This window comes from Pelagihabitans pacificus (assembly GCF_009371985.2).
Taxonomy (GTDB): Bacteria; Bacteroidota; Bacteroidia; order Flavobacteriales; family Flavobacteriaceae; genus Pelagihabitans; species Pelagihabitans pacificus.
Genome location: NZ_VIKU02000007.1, coordinates 60,427 through 80,184 on the forward strand (window position 1 = coordinate 60,427; position 19,758 = coordinate 80,184).

Sequence of the window (19,758 nt, forward strand, 5' to 3'; positions counted from 1 at the left end):
AATTTGATTTCCGTACTTTTGCACCTGCTTTTGGCAACTTCAATTTAATCTCAAAAATTTTAGATATGGGCAATTTCGATGTTATTGTTTTGGGCAGCGGACCGGGCGGGTACGTTACTGCGATACGGGCTTCACAATTAGGGTTCAAAACCGCTATAGTCGAGAAAGAAAGTCTTGGCGGCGTTTGTCTTAACTGGGGTTGTATTCCCACCAAAGCCCTATTGAAATCTGCTCAGGTATTCGAATACCTCAAACATGCATCGGACTATGGACTAAAGGCCGAAGGTGTCGACAAAGACTTTGATTCAGTAATCAAACGAAGTCGTTCGGTTGCCGATGGCATGAGCAAAGGGGTACAGTTTTTAATGAAGAAGAACAAGATTGAAGTTATCAATGGCTATGGTACCCTAAAACCAGGAAAAAAGGTGTCGGTGAAGGCAGAAGATGGAAAGGAAACCGAATACAGCGCTTCCCACATCATCATCGCAACGGGAGCCCGAAGCCGTGAATTGCCAAGTCTTCCGCAAGACGGACAAAAAATTATTGGGTACCGCAAGGCCATGACCTTGGAAAACCAACCCAAAAAAATGGTGGTCGTAGGCAGCGGTGCGATTGGAATCGAATTTGCCTACTTCTACAACGCCATGGGAACAGAGGTCACCGTGGTGGAGTTTCTACCCAATATCGTCCCGGTCGAAGACGAGGATGTTTCCAAACAATTGGAACGAAGCTTTAAAAAATCGGGCATCAAGATCATGACCTCCTCCGAGGTCACCAAGGTAGATACCTCGGGAGAGGGCGTCAAAGTGTTCGTAAAAACAAATAAGGGGGAAGAGACCTTGGAGGCGGATGTAGTACTCTCAGCCGTGGGTATTAAATCGAATATAGAGAACATCGGGTTGGAAGAGGTAGGTATTGCCACCGATAGGGACAAAATCATGGTCAATGACTACTACCAAACCAACATACCGGGATATTATGCCATCGGGGATGTTACTCCCGGTCAGGCTTTGGCGCATGTAGCTTCCGCTGAAGGAATCCTGTGTGTCGAAAAAATTGCCGGGATGCATGTTGAACCATTGGATTACGGAAACATCCCTGGATGTACCTACTGCATGCCCGAAGTAGCCTCGGTCGGACTAACTGAAAAGCAGGCCAAGGAACAAGGATATGAAATCAAAGTGGGCAAATTTCCGTTTTCCGCTAGTGGAAAAGCAAAAGCGGCAGGTGCTTCCGATGGTTTTGTAAAGGTAATCTTCGATGCGAAATACGGCGAATGGTTGGGATGCCATATGATCGGTGTCGGTGTCACCGATATGATTGCGGAAGCAGTGGTTGCACGAAAACTGGAAACCACTGGTCATGAAGTACTCAAGGCCGTTCACCCCCACCCTACCATGAGCGAAGCAGTGATGGAAGCGGTGGCAGATGCCTATGATGAAGTGATTCACCTCTAAAATGAAGCTTACAAACAGAAACCTTCATAGGGATATCGCCTATTTCTATATCGGGCTCATTATCGCATTCTCGTTTTCGGGTATTATTCTAAACCACCGTCAAGATTGGTATCCGATGGATTATAGTTATGATACAAAAGAGGTGCAACTCGATTTGCCTTTGGATATAGAGACCTTGGATTCCGAGGAATATATCAAAAAGATTTCCGAAGAGTGGGACTTGGCGTCCGACTATGATGGACACCGAATACGGGGCAAGGAGCTAAGGGTATTCTATAAAGACAATATTATCTTGGATGCCGATATTGAAACCGGCAACGCCCTACTGGAATACAAACGAAAAGTACCTATTCTAGGACACACGATGACCCTTCATAAATCGACGAATAATTTTTGGATTTGGTATTCCGATATTTTTGGGGTCGCCATGTTGACTATCGCCATCACCGGCATGATGATCACCAAAGGTAGTAACAGCTTCAAAAAAAGAGGCTGGAAACTGGCTTTGGCAGGCCTCATTTTTCCTTTTATATTTTTAATACTATTCCCATAAGCATATGTTGGCAGCATTGAGAATCACCGCGATACTTGAGGGCATCTCCTATCTTTCACTTTTTGCCATCACAATGCCGCTGAAATACATGGCCGATATTCCGCTACCCAACAAATATGTCGGCTATGCGCATGGGGTACTTTTTATTATTTATCTGGTTTTAGCCATACTATTCTGCATGAACAAAAAATGGGGTTTTAAACGCATGGCCATTTTAATCCTTGCCTCTCTTCTTCCCTTCGCTACGTTTTACGTAGATCAAAAATACCTTTCGAAGGTTTCCCCCGAAATAGTTGCCTGAATACCCTAAAACAGGGAATGTATTACATCGCCTTTATTAATTAACGGCTATTTTGATGGGGTCTTTCGGGCGGATAGCAAGGAAGAAATACGTCTAAATGCCGTCTTATGGATTTTCTATGGTTTGGGAGGCAGCCTTGCGATGTGGTGTTCTTAAATATGGGTGAGATCAGCAAAGCGAAGGACTTGTATCGATTGAAACAAATGTTCAAAAGACGAGCCTCCTATAGAAAACTGTGTATGGCCAGGTCATAGCTTTGAAGTCCGAATCCCAGAATAACGCCTTTGGCACCCGGCGAGATATGGGAGACATGCCGGAAGTCTTCCCTCTTAAAGGTATTGGAAATATGCACCTCGACCACGGGGGTTTCAATGGCTTTTACCGCATCGCCGATTCCGACGGAAGTATGGGTATAGGCGGCGGCGTTGAGTACAATGCCGTCATAGGAAAAACCTACTTCCTGTAGTTTTCCGATAAGCTCACCCTCGATATTGGATTGAAAATATTCGAGCTGCACTTCCTTGAACTTGAACTGTAATTGGGAAAAATAGTCCGCAAAGGTTCGGTCGCCATATACTTCGGGCTCCCGTTTTCCCAAAAGGTTCAGGTTGGGTCCGTTTATAATGATTAGCTTCATTTGCTAAAAGTAACGAATTGTTACACATTATAAAAAAAGGAAAATGCTCTTGGACAGAAGACGTCTTGCGGAGCAAGATTACCTGCCACGGAGGGTACGCTTCGATAAAAAGGTGTAAACAAAACCCATCGTTACCGTAGACCAGGTATCCGGATCGTTTTGAATTGCGGAATATGAGAAGTTTATTTCGGAGCCCGGCCCTACTTGGAACCCAATTTGGGGACGATAGTAAAACCCTCCTTCATTATCATCATTGATTCCAAATGCCTGCCCTACATCACCTCCGAACGAAAACGATTTACCCGGCCAGACACGAATTGAAAGTGCGACTGGAAGAAAATCAACACTTGGTAATTTTTCACGAACTACCTCGTCCCTGAAAGTTTCGGGAAAACCATGAACGATACCGGTCTTAATACCTAAATCAAAAGTCTTGTTGGGAGCCCACATATATCCGATATCTGCCCCAATCACCAGGCCGACCAGATCGTTGTATTCCCCAAGCGGTATTCCACCATGGGCTCCAATTTTGAATCCCTCCTGGGCCGACATGTTGAAACCAAAAAAACAAATGGTCAGTAATAAAAATACTTTTTTCATTGGGAAATGAATTTCAATACTAAAGCTAAACTAAGATCTTGACGGCTGGTACGATAATTTTTGTTGTCAAATGGTCGATTATCGTGGTACAACCCCGGGTAATGTACTTGAAGCAACTAAAAAGGTTATAACTCAGGGGGCTATTGGCCGATTCCCCGTGTTATGAAATAAAAAAAGCGATACCCATGGATATCGCTACTTGTTGTTTTGTAAGAATCTCCTAGAAATAGTAGATTGCGCCCACCTGAAGTGCTGCATTATAGGCCTTTACGTTCTCCAGTACTTTTATAAAACCAGTATTGACGCGCAATTGAAAGTAAATATTATCATTCAACCGATACCCCCCTCCAGCACCAATTCCAATATCAAGGGCATTGGTCTCGAGTCCAAAATCATCGACATTGTCGCCTAACAGGATACCCAATTGCGGTCCAAACTCGACTGCAAACTCCTCTGTGATGTGATATTTTCCCATCAAGGGAAAATTTAGATAAAACAACCGCAGATTGTCGGCAATACCCCCCGCTCCCTGCAAGGAAAAAAGGGCCTCCGGTGCAAAATAGATTTCATCGGTAATGGGTATCTCCATGGCACCTCCAGCCTGAAATCCGGGAAGGGGTGTATTGTCAACGATTCCATCCCCTAATAGATCGGTAAGCATAAACGCCGCTTTTGCACCAAACCTAAAGTCTCCACCGGAGCCCATGGAAGAGGTGCCTTGTATCACATTCTGCGCCTGCACGCCTTGGATTGCTAGAAAGGCCAATGCCGTCAAATAAAGTAGTTTTCTCATGATATAGGGTCTGTTTTAGATTAATATACGTTACAGAGAGCATTTAGATCTTCTAATCAAAAGAAATAAGCAATCCCTAGATTAAAGGTCGAGGCCCGTATCGTTAGTGAATTGTCCAGGGGGCCCGTATATCTGTTGGTAAGCTCGATCGAGTAGCGTGCTTGGGCGGATAGATTTTCCAGGATATCGAAGCCAGCGCCAAAACCAAGGTCTACTCCGGTAGTGCGCAAGACATCGTCGAGATTCGTATTGGCTCCTGTTATGTCGTCGATATCACGGATAGTGTCCTTTATATCGTCGAGATTTGAAGAGAAACTTATTTGTGGTCCGGCCATAGCATATAATTTGGGAATGATATAATACTTGGCCATAATAGGCAGATAAATATAGGCAAGATCACCAGCACTTCCATAGGTAAGTTCAGGTTGTACGTGGAATTTATCACTCACTCCCACATCCGCAATGGCACCTACGTAGAATCCGTATTTATTAACGGCATCGATGTTGAGCAGGTCTACGCTGAAAATCGAAAAATCGATATCGGCATTTGAATTGAGAAGGCCCCCGGTGACACCAAATTTAAAGGTTCCTTGAGCAAATAATGTACTGGCGGTAAAAAAACTGAACAATGAAGCTACAAGTATTTTTTTCATAGTGTTTGCGTTATGGTTTTTCATGTTTACTCAAATATAGGAAACTTTGTGCTTCGTTTTATGCCCTTTCAAGGTATTTCAACGAAAAGTATAATGGTTTGGAAAACCGCGCTTTATACTACCTTTGGTCCATGAAATGGAAAGAAGCGCTTCTAGACTATCGGCACTACCTCAAAATCGAACGTGGGCTTTCCGATAACTCGATTTCAAATTACACGATGGATGTTGAGAAGCTGATCGGCTTCCTTGAAAGAAACGGGCTAGTAGAGACCCCTCTCCAGATTGGAAAGGAAACCGTGCAGCAGTTTATATACGAAATTGCCAAAAGTGTACATGCCAGTTCACAGGCTCGGATTATCTCCGGGTTAAGGAGTTTTTTCAATTACATCGTCTTTGAAGATTATAGGGAAGACAACCCGATGGATCTCATCGAATCTCCCAAAATCGGACGAAAACTACCGGATACCCTTTCAATCTCAGAAATCAATGCCCTCATTGGAGCGATCGATCTTTCGAAGCCGCATGGGGAACGTAATCGCGCCATGGTGGAGACTCTCTATGGATGCGGCCTACGGGTATCGGAATTGATCAACCTGCGAATATCGGACCTATTTTTTGAGGAGGACTTTATCAAAGTAACGGGAAAAGGTGATAAACAACGATTCGTACCCATCAGTTCGGTAAATAAAAAATATATAGAGCTATACCGTAACGAAGTACGGGTTCATATAAAAATTTCCAAGGGCCATGAAGATATTTTATTTCTTAATAGAAGAGGCAAACAACTCACCCGTGCCATGGTCTTTACGATCATCAAACGATTGGCGGAAGCCATTGACCTGAACAAAAATATCAGTCCACATACTTTTCGGCACTCCTTTGCGACCCACTTGTTGGAAAATGGTGCCGATTTGCGTGCTATTCAACAGATGCTGGGCCACGAGAGCATCACCACCACCGAGGTGTATGTACATGTAGACCGCTCCCATCTATCGGAGGTGCTAAACAACTTCCACCCCAGAAAATAAAGGGTAACAAGTCTAAATCGGAAAACCGGTAAACGCAATCGTTATAGTTGGTTTAAAGCCGTTGGGCCTTATTTTCTTAGGAATGTAATTGATATATTTAGCATTGAAATAACAACCAAATGAAGCAAATGAACGACCGCAAGTGGTGGAAGGAAGGAATTGTGTATCAAATCTATCCCAGAAGTTTTCAGGATACGACCGGCAATGGTGTGGGAGATCTTCAAGGGATTATTCGGCGGCTTGATTACATCAAAAGCTTAGGGGTCGATATTATTTGGCTGAACCCGGTTTATACATCCCCCAACGATGACAATGGCTATGATATAGCCGATTACCGCGCCATCATGCCTGAATTCGGCACGATGGCCGATTTTGACCATCTGTTGGCCGGTATGAAGGCACGCGGCCTCAAATTGGTCATGGACCTGGTCGTTAATCACAGCAGTGATGAGCATCAATGGTTTGAGGAATCCCGGAAGTCTAGAACCAACCCCTATAGGAATTATTATCACTGGTGGCCCGCGGAAAAAGGTACACCCCCTAAGAGATGGAGCTATTTCGATGTTGAGGGCAGTGCCTGGAAATATGATGAAACCACCAACGCCTATTATTTGCACTATTTTTCGGAGAAGCAACCCGATCTAAATTGGGAAAACCCCAGGGTGCGAAAGGAAATACACGATATTATGAGATTTTGGTTCGATAAAGGAGTGGATGGTTTCCGGATGGATGTCATATCGTTCATTTCCAAGGACCCCGATTATCCGGAATTACCGGAAAAATATAAGGGTGATTTCGTTTCATACTATTCAAACGGGCCTCGATTGCACCAATACCTACATGAAATGCACACCGAAGTTCTTGGTCGTTATGACGTAATGACCGTTGGGGAAGCCCCCGGTATCGGCCTGGATAGGGCATTGGATTTTGTGGACGGGGACCGCCAAGAGTTGAACATGTTCTTCCACTTTGACCTAATGGCCCTTGACAGGGAAGAAAACGAGGTATTCCTGATGCGGAAAGAGCCTTGGAAACTGCGCGAGTTTAAGGCAATCCATAGCAAGTGGGATGCCGCATTTGCAGAAAAAGGATGGGGGAGCATCTACCTTAACAACCATGATTTTCCCCGAAGCGTGAGCCGCTGGGGCAACGATTCCACCTCGACCTGGCACAACGCTGCCACGATGTTGCAAACCTTTGTGTTGACCATGCGGGGCACCCCCTATTTTTTATATGGGGAAGAAATTGGGATGACCAACATAAAATTTGATGATATAACCGATTATAAGGACATCAACACCTTGAATCGATATGAGATCGTCAAAAAAGAAGGGGGGGATTTGACCGCTTTCATCGAAAATGAAAAATCGGCGAGTCGGGATAATGCAAGGACCCCTATGCAATGGGACGAAAGCGAGAACGCCGGATTTTCCAGCACGACCCCATGGTTAAAAGTCAATAATAACTACACAAGGGGAATCAACGTAGCGGTTCAGGAGCGGGATACCCAGTCGGTCTTGAATTATTTTAGAAGGTTGGTACAACTTCGGAAAGACCACCCGGCCTTGGTGTACGGTGCATATCAATTGCTTCAAGAGGCTCATGAGGAAATCTATGCCTACTCCCGCACTTGGGAAGAAGATCGGTTTTTGATTTTATTGGGTTTTTCTTCTTCAAAATCGGAGATTACCTTGGATGAAATCAATTTTGAACGGGCCGAATTACTCTTATCGAATGATGAAATTGTTGAGAAAGCCTGGAAAAAAACCTTCGAACTACGGCCCTATCAGGCTTGTGTCTATCGGCTGTATTAGTCCCATGAATCAAAGGCCTTCTTAAACTCCACGTATTCAAGGTTGTTGTTCGAAAAAGTATTTCGGCTCAGATGATTCAATCTTTAAAGGCACTGTAATCTTTGTTGAAAGGCCTTATGATCAATCTTGCTTCACGATCAAAACGGACGTAGTTGTAAACCCAATTCACGAAAACCACCATCCGGTTCCGAAACCCGATAAGAAAAAAAAGATGCACGAACATCCATACGAACCAAGCAAATACCCCTTGAAATTTGAATTTTGGAAGATCAACGACCGCTTTGTTACGACCAACCGTGGCCATACTCCCTTTGTCCCAATAGCTGAAGGGTTTCATAGGTTTGTCTTCTATCAAGCGTATTAAATTCTCCCCAAGACTTCGGCCCTGCTGAATGGCAGGTTGGGCCATCATAGGGTGCCCTCTTGGATATTTCTCGCTCACCAAGCATGCAACATCGCCTATTGCAAATATATTGGGCCAAGCTTCGACCTGATTGAATTCATTTACTCGAATGCGACCGCCGGAAAGTAAGTCCTTTGCATCCAAACCTTGTACCAAGGCCCCCTTTACCCCTGCGGCCCATATCAAGGTAGCCGTTTCAAAAGTGAGTTCCGTTGCCGTAGTAGCTAGTTTGCCATCGTATCCTGTCACCCGGGTATTCTTCCAAATCTGTACCCCTAGTTTTTCCAGGAAATCTTCTGCCTTGCTTGATGCTTCTTCGCTCATTTCCTTAAGGATACGTCCATTGGACTGTACTAAGTTTATCTGTGCCCTGCGGGTATCGAGATCGGGATAGTCCTTTGGAAGAATCCCCTTTTTTATCTCTGCCAAGGCCCCGGCAAGCTCAACACCGGTAGGCCCTCCCCCAACGATAACGAAATTCATCAGTGCATCGCGCTCGTGCAGGTCATCGGTCAAAAGGGCCTGTTCAAAGTTTTCCAGAATGAGGCTTCGTAAGTTTAAGGACTCGGGAATGGATTTCATGGACATCCCGTTTTTTTCAATCTCGGAGTTGCCAAAGTAGTTGGTTTCGGATCCGGTCGCCAGTACCAAGTAATCATAATGAAGTGTGCCTATGTTGGTAACTACCGATTTCTTTTCCGGATGTATCTGAAATACTTCCGCCAATCGAAAGAAGAAGTTGGGGTAGTCCTTTAAGACCTTTCGAATCGGATAGGCAATCGAATCGGGTTCAAGTCCACCCGTAGAAACCTGATATAGGAGTGGTTGAAACGTATGGTAGTTATGCTTATCCAGCAGTACCACTTGTACCTCTTTATGAGCCAGCTTTTTAGCTAGGGAAATACCTCCGAAGCCGCCACCGATGATTACGATGCGGGGATAGCTTGATCTTGGAATGTTCATAGGACCATTTTACGGTGTAAAATTAAACAAAGCCCGGTATAATTAAAGGTACCTTTTCGTTATATTTAATCGCTAATTAAAATACAAACCCAAAATGAAACGAACGATACTCCTCGCCTTTTTACTCACTTTTATGACGTCCCAGCTAGTTGCCCAAAAAAAAGTGGATGCCGTGCTACAGAAGCTCGACAAAAATGCCGAAACCTACGGCACCATTGCACAGAACATTTGGGAACTGGCCGAGATGGGCTATCAAGAAGAACAAAGCTCGGCACTTTTGCAAAACACGCTTGCCGATGCCGGGTTTACCATCAATAAAGGTGTTGCCAACATTCCTACCGCCTTTACCGCGGAATACGGCAGCGGCTCACCGATCATCGCCATCATGGGAGAATATGACGCGCTCCCCGGACTGTCGCAGGAAGCGGTGGCCGAAAAGAAATCCGCCGGGAAGGCGGCCGGCCATGCCTGTGGCCACCACTTGTTCGGAACAGCCTCAACGGCAGCGGCCATCGCCGTAAAAGATTGGATGGAGGCAAACAAGACCAAAGGAACCATTCGATTTTACGGCACTCCCGCGGAAGAAGGGGGCGGTGCAAAGGTATATATGGCAAGGGAAGGACTCTTTGACGACGTTGATGTTGCCCTGCACTGGCATCCGAGTTCGCAAAACGCTGCAAGCGCTGCCGCCGCACTGGCAAATATTTCGGCAAAGTTTCGGTTTCATGGGGTTTCTGCCCATGCAGCGGGGGCACCCGACAAGGGTCGCTCCTCGCTAGACGGGGTCGAGGCCATGAACGCCATGATCAATATGATGCGGGAGCACATTCCCCAGGAAACCCGTATTCATTATGTAATCACAGACGGGGGCAAAGCCCCGAACGTGGTTCCTGATTTTGCGGAGGTCTACTACTATGCAAGGCATCAAAGAAGAGATGTGGTAAAGGCAATTTTCGACCGTATTGTAAAAGCTGCCGAAGGGGCGGCCTTGGGCACTGGAACCACCATGGATTATGAGATTGTCAACGGCGTACACGAGCTTTTGCCAAATCTCACCTTACAGAAATTGGTCCATGCCAACCTCAGCAAAGTGGGCGGAATCGAGTATACTTCCGAAGAAAGGGCTTTTGCCGATAAGATTGCCGTTAGTTTGGGACAGAAAAGCGCAGACCTCGAGGCGGCAAAAAAGGTACAACCCTACAAGGAAGAGGCCAGGGCTTATGGTTCAACGGATGTGGGGGATGTGAGTTTTGTAGTTCCCACCGTAGGGTTTGGTACGGCCACATGGGTGCCTGGAACACCTGCCCATAGCTGGCAAGCAGTAGCCGCAGGGGGCACCTCTATAGGAAAGAAAGGCATGATGGTCGCTGCAAAGACCTTGACCCTGACCGCTATCGAACTTTTCCAAAACAAAGATTTGATAAGCAAGGCCAAAGAAGAGTTCCTCGAGCGAAGAGGGGCCGATTTCGAATATAATCCGCTGGTAGGCGATAGGGCTCCCGCTTTGGATTACCGAAAATAGTGATTTGTTAAAAGCGTCCGGCTTCAGGATCAGTGCTGCCAAAAATATCACTTCGAAGTGTACGTTTGGCACGTGGAATTTTTTATTTCGCTGTAACAAATTGAAATATTCTTCTACTAATCAGTAACAACCCACCCAACCTATACGTGAACAAGGAACTGGAGCATCAATTTGTGACGGAACTGGAGAACAATCAAAATATTGTTCATAAAGTGTGTTCGCTGTACACAAACGATAGGGATTCCCATAACGATTTGTTTCAGGAGATAACCATTCAATTGTGGAAGGCCTATCCAAAGTTTAGGGGTGACAGCAAATTCAGTACTTGGATGTACCGTGTTGCATTGAACACAGCAATTACGTTATACCGTAAGTCGAAAAAAAGAATACGGACACAAGATTATGAATCGGTAATTTTTAAGATTAAGGCCGACGAATACGACGAGACTCAGGAGCAACAGCTGAAACTCATGTACAAGGCGGTAAAACAACTGGGCGATATCGACAAGGCCTTGGTTTTTTTGTATTTAGAGGATAAAAACTACGGGGAGATAGCAGAAACGCTAGGTATTACCGAAGTGAATGCCCGTGTAAAGATGAACCGTATCAAAACAAAATTAAGAACCATACTGAATCCCTAAGGATATGATGGACGAACTCGAATTACTAAAAAAGGACTGGCAGAAGAAAGACGAACTAATGCCCAAATTGTCATACGATGAAATCCATAAAATGACCTGGAAGAAATCTTCTTCCATCGTTAAATGGATATTGATTATCAGTATATTGGAGTTTACGCTACCTCATTTGTTATATATACTACCTTCTTCCAGGGACGTATTGAGTGTGTATCAAAACAATAGCATGTCGCCCTATTTTGTGGCCATGTCAATTTTTTCCTATAGCATTGCCCTATATTTCATTTTCCAGTTTTATCGCCGTTACAGGGAAATCTCCGTCTTGGACAATTCCAAAAATTTAATGCGTAAGATCATCAAGACCCGCAGAACCGTAAAAAACTACATCATCTTTTCCCTTTCGATGGTACTGGTGATGGTTATCGTAATCGTTATCGGAATCTACCTCAACAACGATTTTCTAAGCGATTTGGATTTCGGTGAAAAAGCCAAGGATGTTTCCCCTGAAAAATTGAAACTAAGCCTTATGATGGCCGTAGGTATTGTCGGGGTGTTACTTACCTTTGCCATGGGGGTTATTTATTTTCTACTATATGGCCTACTTCTAAGAAAGTTAAAAAAGAACTATACCGAATTGAGAAGATTGGAGGTCTAAGTCAGGTGTCTGGATATCCTCTCGATTCATACACTGGTACCCGATTTTGTTTTGCGCCATCTGCGCTCCTTATGTTCTTCCTCATAGGCTAAAAGTTCTTCCTGTGGAATTACCTTTAAAAAGGAAGGGTGCTGCTCTATCGCGTATTCCAATTTTTCTATGATCGATTCAAAAGATTCATTTTCATAATCTATTTCCAAGGGTTCCTTGATATGCATTGACTGCAAAATCCCTTTTTTCTTGATTCGTAATCCCTTTTTATCAAAAGAGCGTCTAAAACCATCGATGACCACGGGAACAACGATGGGCTTGTATTGTTTAATGATGTGTGCGGTTCCCTTTCTCAAAGGTTTCCACGGGGTGGTGGTTCCTTGGGGAAACGTAATGACCCACCCGTCTTTGAGGGCCTTGGCAATATTCGAAATGTCGCTCATCTTTACCTGCCGGTTCACTTCCTTGCCCTCTGAGCGCCACGTGCGTTCTACACTGATCGATCCCGCATAGGCCAATATCTTGGTCAGCAAACTCTTTTTCATGGTCTCGGCGGCTGCGATATAGTAAACGTTCAATTTGGGTTTCCAGAGGTATCCTAAATTTTTTATCGTATCGTCCCTACCGTGCAAACTGGCGTTGAACACATGAAACATAGCCACTACATCGGCGAAATAGGTCTGGTGATTGCTTACAAAAAGCACGTTGGTATCGGGGAGGTTTCGAATAACGTCAGATCCCTCGATTTCCAGCTTATTGAACTGCTTGTATCGGGCATGGGTAATTACTCCTAGAATTCGGATGAGCCATTTCTTTAAAAAGAGAATATGGCCAAAAGGATTTTTTTTAAATAGTCCCATAGGAACGCTAAAATACGAAATTAGAAGTACGAAATCTAAAAGTACAGAGCTTCTTCGCCTTGCCCATGCCTCCCTTTTTATATTCCCTGCCGTAATTCCTCAAGGCCCCAAGTCATATTCCTTGACTTCTCTTCCCTATTCCCTAGTTCACAAAACTTGCCGAAGCAGTTCTTTGATCTCACTGAGCATCATGGCCGTAGCACCCCAAACGGTATGCCCGTTCAAATCAAACGCGGGGACTTCTACCTTGTTGGCATACGAGGTACTCAATTCTTGGGTGAACAGCCTGGCATCATCGATAAAATCGGTCAGACGTACTTCCACAAGGGCTTCTACCTCGCTTTCCTGAGGGGTAAACGAAAGCTTGCCTTTGCCCAGTCCAATAAAGGGCTTTACTTCGAAATTACTAGGGGGAATGTATACCTCGCTCAACGATTTGATTACTTGGATCTGCTTGGGCGGCACCCCTACTTCCTCATGGGTCTCCCGCAAGGCGGTTGCCATCAAATCACTATCCTGAGGCTCCACTTTTCCTCCGGGAAAGCCGATTTGATTACTGTGTACCCCTTGATACTTTTTTCGAAGGATAAGCAGCAGACGTGTAAGCTCTTCCGTATCCGGATAGAACAAAGCCAGTACGCCTGCCTTCTTAGGGTTTTTCCTATTTGCTCGTAATGCAGCCAATTCCCGTAAACGAAAAGCCGGGGCCATTTTAAAATGGGAGTCTTCCCCCGGTAAGGGTAGATTTTTTATTTTTGAAACGCGTTGCGCGAATAACTGAAAATTCATTGTATGGACCCGTTGAAATCTTTTTCCCTTCTTGCAAAAGTCGCCATTACGACAATAATAGCACTATTTTTTTTGGGTGGATGCAAAGATAAACCCAAATCGACCCCCACTCCCGTTAAAACGGCCCCTGTTCAAAAAGATTCCGTCGTAGCACAGATCGAGGAGAAAAAAGAGGAAGAAGAAGAGCCATTCAAGCTCAATGAGGAAAATGCTATTGATTTTTTCTTCGATTACCAAAAAGGGCTTACCGAAAACAAAGTGAAAATCACTACCAGCCTGGGGGATTTCACGGTGCAACTCTACGATAACGTACCCTACCATAAGGCAAACTTTATCTATTTGACGCGTAAAGGCTATTTTGACAACACCCAATTTCACAGGGTGGTCAAAGACTTCATTATCCAAGGCGGTAATTCCGACGATATGGAAACAGCCAACAAACGAAAGGAAATAGGACGTTATCTGCTTCCACCCGATACTCGAAAAGGCTATAAACACCATCGTGGAACCATTTCGATGCCCAGTAGTGAAATCAACAACCCCCATATGCTGGCCTCCCCCTATGAATTCTTTATCGTAGTGACCAAACCGGGATCCTACCACTTGGATGGGGACTATACCCCCTTCGGAAAGGTAATCCAAGGAATGGACGTGGTCGACAAAATAAATCAACAGCCTGTAGGCAAAGGGGACTGGCCCTATCAAAATATCTACATAGAAAAGATGGAAGTTCTTGAATGAGCCGTATTCAGTATCCGGTAGGTGTTGGCAGCAGGCAGAAGGAAGGTTGGATATGTACTTTTACAATTGGTATAAGCTCCCTTATCCCAGGTCTTGAACCTGACAGTTGGGCTTGCACCTCACCGATTCCCATTTCTGTAAATATTTGGTAACGAAATATGATACCGCACCGCGAATAATCGAATGATGATAATCATCACAATGGCGGCTATATAGGCGTATGTCGGTTCAATAGGCAGTCTTTTCAGGACAAAGTAGCCTGCCCCTCCCAGAATACAAGCGGTGGCATAAATTTCTTTTCTAAAGATTACCGGAATTTCATTACATAGAATATCACGGATAACCCCACCAAAGCTTGCCGTGATGGTCCCCAAGGCAACGCACATCATGGGTATCAGGTCTGCCGAGATTCCTTTTTCGATACCCACCATTGTATAAAGGCCGATTCCGATGGTATCGAACAAAAAAAGAGACTTTCTTAGGTATTTCAGATAATCGATGAAGAGTACGGCAAAAATTACCGCCCCCAAAATCGTAAACAGATATACAGACGTCGTAAGCCAGACCACAGGTGTGGAACCAATCAAAATATCCCGTAAGGTTCCCCCACCCACTGCGGTAACGAAAGCAATAATAAAGACTCCAAAAAGGTCCAACTTTTTCTCCATTGCGACCACCACTCCCGAGATAGCGAATGCTATGGTGCCTAAAATATCAATGGCGAAATAGAACATTTCTTAGAGTTGTTGGGTGTAAAAATTGTAATCCTTGATTACAATGTCAACAAAATCGATGGGTTTCAAATCGGTAGCGATATGGGTAACTTTCTTGATCCGGTCGCTGAGGGAAACTATAATTTGGTGATCCCCGTTTCGCTTTGCCGAATCATAAAGTTCCTTGATGGTCTGTATTTCAGAATCCTTAAAAACGGTTACTTGGGGAAACTTGGCCTGATAATCGACAGGGAGTTCCCGTAAGAGCGTATCCTGTAGGCTCACCCGTTTCTTTTCACTGATTACGGTCGTACCTGCCGCCAAGTCCCCGATACGTTGCCCTTTTCCACGCACGAGAATGGTCAATACCGCGAGTCCGCCCGAGGTCAGGGACACATCCACAACTCGAAGAATCCACCGAATGAAATAACTGGAGAAATTAGGTTTGGAGCCATCGAGCTTCACCACACGAATATTCATCAGGCTTTTACCAATGGTCTTACCATCCATGAAGGTTTCCAGTAGCAAGTAATATAAAAAAGCGGGAAGGTTCAACAGCAAATAGAAGGCCCATTGATCGGCGGGATCTACATCCATCGAGACCAACAGCACAATGGTGAGAATAACGTACACCATAATGACAAAACTATCGATGATATAAGCCAACATGCGGTCTCCCAAATGCGCCGTATTCTGGCTGATGCTTATATTTTGGGCAGTTTCTATTTGAAATTGTTCCATAGTTTTGTTTCTTTGGTATAAACCAAATTTGAAATGCGCGAAGCTGCCTTCGTCAAGCAAAATAAAGACAAATGGGCCACTTTTGAAAGTGCACTCTCCAACAGAACGAAGATAGCCCCCGATGTATTGTCCGACCTCTATATCGAAATTACCGACCACCTTAGTTACGCCCAGACCTTTTACCCAAAAAGCAATACGGAACGCTACCTGAATGCCTTGGCATCCCAAGCCCATCAGAAGATTTATAAGACCAGGAAAGAGTCCAAAAATCGAATTATTAGTTTTTGGAAAACAGAATTCCCATCCCTTTTTTACCGCCATCAACGTGAATTATTCATCGCCTTTCTTGTCTTCACATTTTTTACCGCAGTTGGGGCCTTCTCCTCGGCCAATGAAGGGGATTTTGTGCGTTCCATCCTTGGGGACGGTTACGTAAACATGACCTTGCAAAATATCGAGAACGGGGATCCAATGGCAGTCTACAAACAAATGGGGGAATTCAATATGTTCCTGGGCATTACCATCAATAACATTCGGGTTGCGATGTTGGCATTTGCCTTTGGCATCCTATTGGGTATCGGCACTTTATACGTAATGATGTCCAACGCTATTATGTTGGGAAGCTTTCAATATTTTTTTTACGAAAAGGGACTCTTTTGGGAATCGGCACGCACCATATGGATTCACGGCACCATCGAAATCGCAGTCATTATTGTAGCGGGTTGTGCCGGTCTCGTGCTTGCAAACGGCATGTTATTTCCCGGTACCTACACGCGGCTCGAATCATTTCGAAGGGGGGTCATTAACGGATTAAAAATTATGTTGAGTACGGTCCCTTTTTTTATAGTCGCCGGTTTTTTGGAAGGCTTCGTTACCAGGCATACCGAAATGCCCGATTGGTTGGCCATCGTTATCATCACAGCATCGCTGGCATTGATTCTTTTTTACTACGTAGTTTATCCACGCCAATTACATAAAAAAACCATCTTATGAATACCGATACCTTCATCGAATTTAAAAAACAACGGGAACTGGGGGATATTCTGTCGGATACCTTTGCCTTCATGCGAAATGAATTCAAATCATTTTTCAGCGTTTTTTTTAAAATCGTCGGTCCGTACCTTTTGGTAATGATCATTGCCCTGACACTTTACCTTTATTACGTCGGCAATCAATTCAATTTTGCCTTGGAGTCGTACGACCCGGATTTGACGAACGGTTTCTTGATTTTCGGCCTGATGTTTTTCTATGCGGTCTCTATTTTGATCGTGTACGCTGTTTCACAATCGACCGTGTTACACTATATCAAATCGTACACGGCGGGAAGAGGCCAAATAAATTACGAAGCGATTCGTAACGATGTTTACGCCACTTTACTGTCATTCATCGGACTTATTTTTTTAGTTGCCATCTCCTTGGTCGCTGGCTTTATGATCTGCTGCTTTCCAGGTATTTATTTATGGGTGCCCCTATCGTTGGCATTTAGTATCATGGTATTCAACCGGAAAGGGGCGGTAGAGGCCTATGGCGATAGTTTTAACCTGGTTAAAGACCATTGGTGGATGACCTTTGCCACCCTATTGATAGTGGCCGTCATTGTAGGAATCGCCGGCTATGCCTTTGCGTTACCGGGAACCATTTATACCTATGCCAAAATGGGAATTCTCAGTGGGGAAATGGATGCAGAAAGTATGATAGATACCGTAAAAGACCCTATCTATATTCTTTTGAACATCATGGCCTCGGTAGCCCAATTTATGCTCAACATCATTTCTTTGGTTGCCGGAGCGCTCATTTATTTCAATCTTAACGAGAAGAAAAATTTTACCGGGGCCTATGAGCGGATACAAAATCTAGGTGAAACCCCCGAAAACTAATTATGCAGCAACTGCTTTTCGTCCTACTTTTTGGTTTGAGCCTAAGTGCTTCCCTCGGTCAAGATACTATTCCCATTACATATGATTGGGAGCCATTGGAAGTAGTGGAAATCAGTGAGGACCGTTTGGAAGCCTATCGAAACGACCCGGCCTTTGATTATGAAGTCGTGAAGACCGAACGAACGTGGTGGGACGATTTCAAGGAATGGCTTGGAAATGTACTCCTTCGTTTTTTCGAATGGGTCTTTGGAGCGGAAAAGGCGGTAGGATTTCTAGCTAATTTTATAAGAATCATTCCTTATATACTGCTGGGAGTACTTATTTTTATTTTGATCAAGTTTTTCCTTAAAGCAAACGCCAATGCCATGGAACTGGCAAAAAAGGACGAGTCGTTGGTAGTACTATCCGAAGAGGAACACCTTATCAAAAATGAAGATATCCAAGTACTGATTCAAAAGGCATTGACCGCAAAAGACTACCGTTTGGCAATTCGTTACTATTACCTGTTCATCCTTCAAAAAATGAGTGCCAAAAATCTTATTGAATGGCAATTGCAGAAAACGAACGACGATTATTTGGAGGAACTTCAATCCAAGGAACTCAAAGGACCATTTCGAACAATTACCCGTTTGTACGATTATATATGGTACGGCAGTTTTAGTTTGGACGAAGCCAAGTACCAAAGAGCCGAACGCGCTTTTCAAAAACTACAACAAACCTTGGATCGAAATGCGTAAAAAAGGAGGCGTCTACATTCTTATTGCCGTACTCACTTTGGGGCTGTTGCTACTGTTGCAATACAACCAACCCAAAAAACTGAATTGGTTCCCCTCCTTTGTGGCCCAACACAAAATCCCATATGGATCTTATGTTTTCAATACGCTCGTGGAGGAACTTTTTCCCAACACGCAGCAGGTCACGAGACCCCCTTACCAATATTTAAACGACCACCCCGATATCAAAGGGACCTATTTCTTCGCGAACGGCTCCGTGGCCTTCGCGGAAGCCGAATTGAACACCTTATTGGAATGGACCGCGGAAGGGAACAGCCTTTTCATCGCTTCCAGTGCCTTTGAACCGGAACTGTTGGATACCTTGGGGCTCGACACCCAAAACCTGTTTATGGAATTAAATGATGACCAAGGTTTTGGTCACCGCATGGTACATCCCGAACTACATCCGGAAAAGGAATACCCCTTCCTAAAGGATAGCTACACCCCGTACTTCGGTGAAATAGATACCTCAAGGACAAAGATACTCGGCATGGTCAAAGACTTTTCCGGTACCTCAAATCAGGAGTATGTCAATATTGTAAAACAGCCATTTGGCAAGGGGACCATCATCCTAAGTACGTTCCCAAAGGCAGTCACCAATTATTTTATTCTTAAAAATAGCAATAAAGACTACACCGCGGGATTGCTTTCCTACATCGACAAAAAAAGCACACTGTATATGGATAATTATTATAAGGATGGAAAAGCCTTCTATACGTCGCCCATGTACATATTTTTGAACAATAAGGCCTTAAAATGGGCCTATTATCTCGCGTTGATCGGCGCCCTTATCTATGTGCTCTTTGAAGGTAAACGAAAGCAGAGGGCGATTCCCATAGTACGCCCGCTAAAAAATCAAACCCTAGCATTTACACGTACCATTGCCGACATGTACTATGAAAAACAGGAGCAAAAACCGATTGCGGAACATAAAATAGACTACTTTCTAGAGTACATTCGATCTCACTTTTATTTGGGAACCATCCATCGGGAAGAAGATTTCTATAAGAACCTAGCCTCCCGGAGTTCTCATAGCGTGAACGAAGTGAAGTCATTGTTCGAATTTTTTGAACGCTTGCGCAATCAACAAGTAGTTACCGATGTAGAATTGAAAAAATTGAATACCTCCATAGAAAAATTTAAAAAAAGAGCTGATGGAAGAACATAATACAGGCAACGAAGAAGGTGGATCAAATCCCGAGGAAATCAAGAATACCTCCGAGGCAACCAATCCCGAAACCACCGATCCCTTGAAT

At 44.3% G+C, this 19,758-nt stretch carries 22 protein-coding genes; 13 read left to right on the forward strand and 9 right to left on the reverse strand.

The genetic code is table 11. The annotated features are described in order from the left end of the window. Window positions 1–65: 65 nt before the first annotated feature. From lpdA to FK220_RS18205, 3 genes are read left to right on the forward strand one after another with little or no spacing between them, the layout of a single operon-like run. Complete coding sequence (gene lpdA / locus FK220_RS18195) at window positions 66–1,457, forward strand: dihydrolipoyl dehydrogenase (RefSeq protein WP_152575792.1); 1,392 nt, start codon at window positions 66–68, stop codon at window positions 1,455–1,457. Between the two features lies 1 nt (window position 1,458). Then, the gene (locus tag FK220_RS18200; RefSeq protein WP_152575793.1) at window positions 1,459–2,010 is read left to right on the forward strand and encodes a PepSY-associated TM helix domain-containing protein; all 552 of its coding nucleotides are present in this window, start codon (window positions 1,459–1,461) and stop codon (window positions 2,008–2,010) included. Between the two features lie 4 nt (window positions 2,011–2,014). After that, window positions 2,015–2,311: a DUF3817 domain-containing protein gene (locus FK220_RS18205; protein ID WP_152575794.1), complete on the forward strand. Its 297-nt coding sequence runs from the start codon at window positions 2,015–2,017 to the stop codon at window positions 2,309–2,311. Window positions 2,312–2,534: 223 nt separating this feature from the next. Here FK220_RS18205 and FK220_RS18210 read toward each other — a convergent pair whose 3' ends face one another. The 4 genes from FK220_RS18210 to FK220_RS18225 form a co-directional block, all read right to left on the reverse strand. Next, on the reverse strand, window positions 2,535–2,948 hold the full coding sequence (locus FK220_RS18210; RefSeq protein WP_152575795.1) for a type II 3-dehydroquinate dehydratase: 414 nt from the start codon (window positions 2,946–2,948) through the stop codon (window positions 2,535–2,537). A 78-nt stretch (window positions 2,949–3,026) separates the two neighbouring features. Then, window positions 3,027–3,548, reverse strand: a complete 522-nt coding sequence (locus FK220_RS18215) for a hypothetical protein (protein ID WP_152575796.1) — start codon at window positions 3,546–3,548, stop codon at window positions 3,027–3,029. A 220-nt stretch (window positions 3,549–3,768) separates the two neighbouring features. Continuing rightward, complete coding sequence (locus tag FK220_RS18220) at window positions 3,769–4,341, reverse strand: porin family protein (RefSeq protein WP_152575797.1); 573 nt, start codon at window positions 4,339–4,341, stop codon at window positions 3,769–3,771. 56 nt (window positions 4,342–4,397) lie between these two features. After that, window positions 4,398–4,994, reverse strand: a complete 597-nt coding sequence (locus FK220_RS18225; RefSeq protein WP_166204987.1) for a porin family protein — start codon at window positions 4,992–4,994, stop codon at window positions 4,398–4,400. A gap of 131 nt (window positions 4,995–5,125) precedes the next feature. Between FK220_RS18225 and xerD the strand changes: the two genes are divergently transcribed. After that, window positions 5,126–6,022: a site-specific tyrosine recombinase XerD gene (xerD, locus tag FK220_RS18230; protein ID WP_152575799.1), complete on the forward strand. Its 897-nt coding sequence runs from the start codon at window positions 5,126–5,128 to the stop codon at window positions 6,020–6,022. Between the two features lie 128 nt (window positions 6,023–6,150). Beyond that, a complete protein-coding gene (locus tag FK220_RS18235; protein ID WP_152575800.1) occupies window positions 6,151–7,836 on the forward strand; it encodes a glycoside hydrolase family 13 protein in 1,686 nt (561 codons plus the stop codon). A 76-nt stretch (window positions 7,837–7,912) separates the two neighbouring features. Here FK220_RS18235 and FK220_RS18240 read toward each other — a convergent pair whose 3' ends face one another. Beyond that, window positions 7,913–9,202 (reverse strand): NAD(P)/FAD-dependent oxidoreductase, encoded by a 1,290-nt coding sequence (locus tag FK220_RS18240; protein ID WP_152575801.1) that lies wholly within the window; start codon window positions 9,200–9,202, stop codon window positions 7,913–7,915. A gap of 94 nt (window positions 9,203–9,296) precedes the next feature. Between FK220_RS18240 and FK220_RS18245 the strand changes: the two genes are divergently transcribed. The 3 genes from FK220_RS18245 (at window position 9,297) to FK220_RS18255 (ending at window position 12,017) form a co-directional block, all read left to right on the forward strand. Continuing rightward, window positions 9,297–10,724 (forward strand): amidohydrolase, encoded by a 1,428-nt coding sequence (locus FK220_RS18245; RefSeq protein WP_152575802.1) that lies wholly within the window; start codon window positions 9,297–9,299, stop codon window positions 10,722–10,724. A gap of 146 nt (window positions 10,725–10,870) precedes the next feature. Beyond that, window positions 10,871–11,365: an RNA polymerase sigma factor gene (locus tag FK220_RS18250; RefSeq protein WP_152575803.1), complete on the forward strand. Its 495-nt coding sequence runs from the start codon at window positions 10,871–10,873 to the stop codon at window positions 11,363–11,365. 4 nt (window positions 11,366–11,369) lie between these two features. Next, window positions 11,370–12,017 carry a hypothetical protein gene (locus FK220_RS18255; RefSeq protein WP_152575804.1) on the forward strand — a complete coding sequence of 216 codons (648 nt, stop codon included), beginning with the start codon at window positions 11,370–11,372 and terminating at the stop codon, window positions 12,015–12,017. Between the two features lie 26 nt (window positions 12,018–12,043). On the opposite strand, the gene FK220_RS18260 is transcribed toward FK220_RS18255, so the two are convergent. Together FK220_RS18260 and FK220_RS18265 are read right to left on the reverse strand one after the other, a co-directional pair. Continuing rightward, on the reverse strand, window positions 12,044–12,868 hold the full coding sequence (locus tag FK220_RS18260; protein ID WP_152575805.1) for a lysophospholipid acyltransferase family protein: 825 nt from the start codon (window positions 12,866–12,868) through the stop codon (window positions 12,044–12,046). A 147-nt stretch (window positions 12,869–13,015) separates the two neighbouring features. Continuing rightward, window positions 13,016–13,657 carry an NUDIX hydrolase gene (locus tag FK220_RS18265; protein WP_152575806.1) on the reverse strand — a complete coding sequence of 214 codons (642 nt, stop codon included), beginning with the start codon at window positions 13,655–13,657 and terminating at the stop codon, window positions 13,016–13,018. Window positions 13,658–13,660: 3 nt separating this feature from the next. Here FK220_RS18265 and FK220_RS18270 point away from each other — a divergent pair, with 3 nt between their 5' ends. Further along, window positions 13,661–14,398, forward strand: a complete 738-nt coding sequence (locus FK220_RS18270) for a peptidylprolyl isomerase (RefSeq protein WP_152575807.1) — start codon at window positions 13,661–13,663, stop codon at window positions 14,396–14,398. A 119-nt stretch (window positions 14,399–14,517) separates the two neighbouring features. Here FK220_RS18270 and FK220_RS18275 read toward each other — a convergent pair whose 3' ends face one another. After that, window positions 14,518–15,132 (reverse strand): trimeric intracellular cation channel family protein, encoded by a 615-nt coding sequence (locus FK220_RS18275; RefSeq protein ID WP_152575808.1) that lies wholly within the window; start codon window positions 15,130–15,132, stop codon window positions 14,518–14,520. A 3-nt stretch (window positions 15,133–15,135) separates the two neighbouring features. Beyond that, window positions 15,136–15,852 carry an RDD family protein gene (locus FK220_RS18280; protein ID WP_152575809.1) on the reverse strand — a complete coding sequence of 239 codons (717 nt, stop codon included), beginning with the start codon at window positions 15,850–15,852 and terminating at the stop codon, window positions 15,136–15,138. 33 nt (window positions 15,853–15,885) lie between these two features. On the opposite strand from FK220_RS18280, the gene FK220_RS18285 reads away from it, so the two are divergent. Genes FK220_RS18285 through FK220_RS18300 form a run of 4 tightly spaced genes read left to right on the forward strand, consistent with a single transcriptional unit; the run spans window position 15,886 to window position 19,670 of the window. Further along, window positions 15,886–16,845, forward strand: a complete 960-nt coding sequence (locus tag FK220_RS18285; RefSeq protein WP_152575810.1) for a stage II sporulation protein M — start codon at window positions 15,886–15,888, stop codon at window positions 16,843–16,845. Further along, window positions 16,842–17,729, forward strand: a complete 888-nt coding sequence (locus tag FK220_RS18290; RefSeq protein ID WP_152575811.1) for a hypothetical protein — start codon at window positions 16,842–16,844, stop codon at window positions 17,727–17,729. The genes FK220_RS18285 and FK220_RS18290 overlap by 4 nt, the downstream gene beginning before the upstream one ends. Window positions 17,730–17,731: 2 nt before the next feature. Beyond that, complete coding sequence (locus FK220_RS18295) at window positions 17,732–18,466, forward strand: DUF4129 domain-containing protein (RefSeq protein ID WP_166204989.1); 735 nt, start codon at window positions 17,732–17,734, stop codon at window positions 18,464–18,466. Further along, a complete protein-coding gene (locus tag FK220_RS18300; RefSeq protein WP_152575813.1) occupies window positions 18,459–19,670 on the forward strand; it encodes a DUF4350 domain-containing protein in 1,212 nt (403 codons plus the stop codon). The genes FK220_RS18295 and FK220_RS18300 overlap by 8 nt, the downstream gene beginning before the upstream one ends. The last annotated feature ends 88 nt before the right edge of the window (window positions 19,671–19,758 follow it).

Coding starts and splice junctions, on each gene's coding strand:
- FK220_RS18240 (WP_152575801.1), bottom strand. CDS start 9,202: ATGAACATTCCAAGATCAAGCTATCCCCGCATCGTAATCATCGGTGGC.
- FK220_RS18295 (WP_166204989.1), top strand. CDS start 17,732: ATGCAGCAACTGCTTTTCGTCCTACTTTTTGGTTTGAGCCTAAGTGCT.
- FK220_RS18235 (WP_152575800.1), top strand. CDS start 6,151: ATGAACGACCGCAAGTGGTGGAAGGAAGGAATTGTGTATCAAATCTAT.
- FK220_RS18300 (WP_152575813.1), top strand. CDS start 18,459: ATGCGTAAAAAAGGAGGCGTCTACATTCTTATTGCCGTACTCACTTTG.
- FK220_RS18210 (WP_152575795.1), bottom strand. CDS start 2,948: ATGAAGCTAATCATTATAAACGGACCCAACCTGAACCTTTTGGGAAAA.
- FK220_RS18205 (WP_152575794.1), top strand. CDS start 2,015: ATGTTGGCAGCATTGAGAATCACCGCGATACTTGAGGGCATCTCCTAT.
- lpdA (WP_152575792.1), top strand. CDS start 66: ATGGGCAATTTCGATGTTATTGTTTTGGGCAGCGGACCGGGCGGGTAC.
- FK220_RS18265 (WP_152575806.1), bottom strand. CDS start 13,657: ATGAATTTTCAGTTATTCGCGCAACGCGTTTCAAAAATAAAAAATCTA.
- FK220_RS18280 (WP_152575809.1), bottom strand. CDS start 15,852: ATGGAACAATTTCAAATAGAAACTGCCCAAAATATAAGCATCAGCCAG.
- FK220_RS18260 (WP_152575805.1), bottom strand. CDS start 12,868: ATGGGACTATTTAAAAAAAATCCTTTTGGCCATATTCTCTTTTTAAAG.
- FK220_RS18285 (WP_152575810.1), top strand. CDS start 15,886: ATGCGCGAAGCTGCCTTCGTCAAGCAAAATAAAGACAAATGGGCCACT.
- FK220_RS18200 (WP_152575793.1), top strand. CDS start 1,459: ATGAAGCTTACAAACAGAAACCTTCATAGGGATATCGCCTATTTCTAT.
- FK220_RS18215 (WP_152575796.1), bottom strand. CDS start 3,548: ATGAAAAAAGTATTTTTATTACTGACCATTTGTTTTTTTGGTTTCAAC.
- FK220_RS18270 (WP_152575807.1), top strand. CDS start 13,661: ATGGACCCGTTGAAATCTTTTTCCCTTCTTGCAAAAGTCGCCATTACG.
- FK220_RS18225 (WP_166204987.1), bottom strand. CDS start 4,994: ATGAAAAAAATACTTGTAGCTTCATTGTTCAGTTTTTTTACCGCCAGT.
- FK220_RS18275 (WP_152575808.1), bottom strand. CDS start 15,132: ATGTTCTATTTCGCCATTGATATTTTAGGCACCATAGCATTCGCTATC.
- xerD (WP_152575799.1), top strand. CDS start 5,126: ATGAAATGGAAAGAAGCGCTTCTAGACTATCGGCACTACCTCAAAATC.
- FK220_RS18245 (WP_152575802.1), top strand. CDS start 9,297: ATGAAACGAACGATACTCCTCGCCTTTTTACTCACTTTTATGACGTCC.
- FK220_RS18255 (WP_152575804.1), top strand. CDS start 11,370: ATGATGGACGAACTCGAATTACTAAAAAAGGACTGGCAGAAGAAAGAC.
- FK220_RS18220 (WP_152575797.1), bottom strand. CDS start 4,341: ATGAGAAAACTACTTTATTTGACGGCATTGGCCTTTCTAGCAATCCAA.
- FK220_RS18290 (WP_152575811.1), top strand. CDS start 16,842: ATGAATACCGATACCTTCATCGAATTTAAAAAACAACGGGAACTGGGG.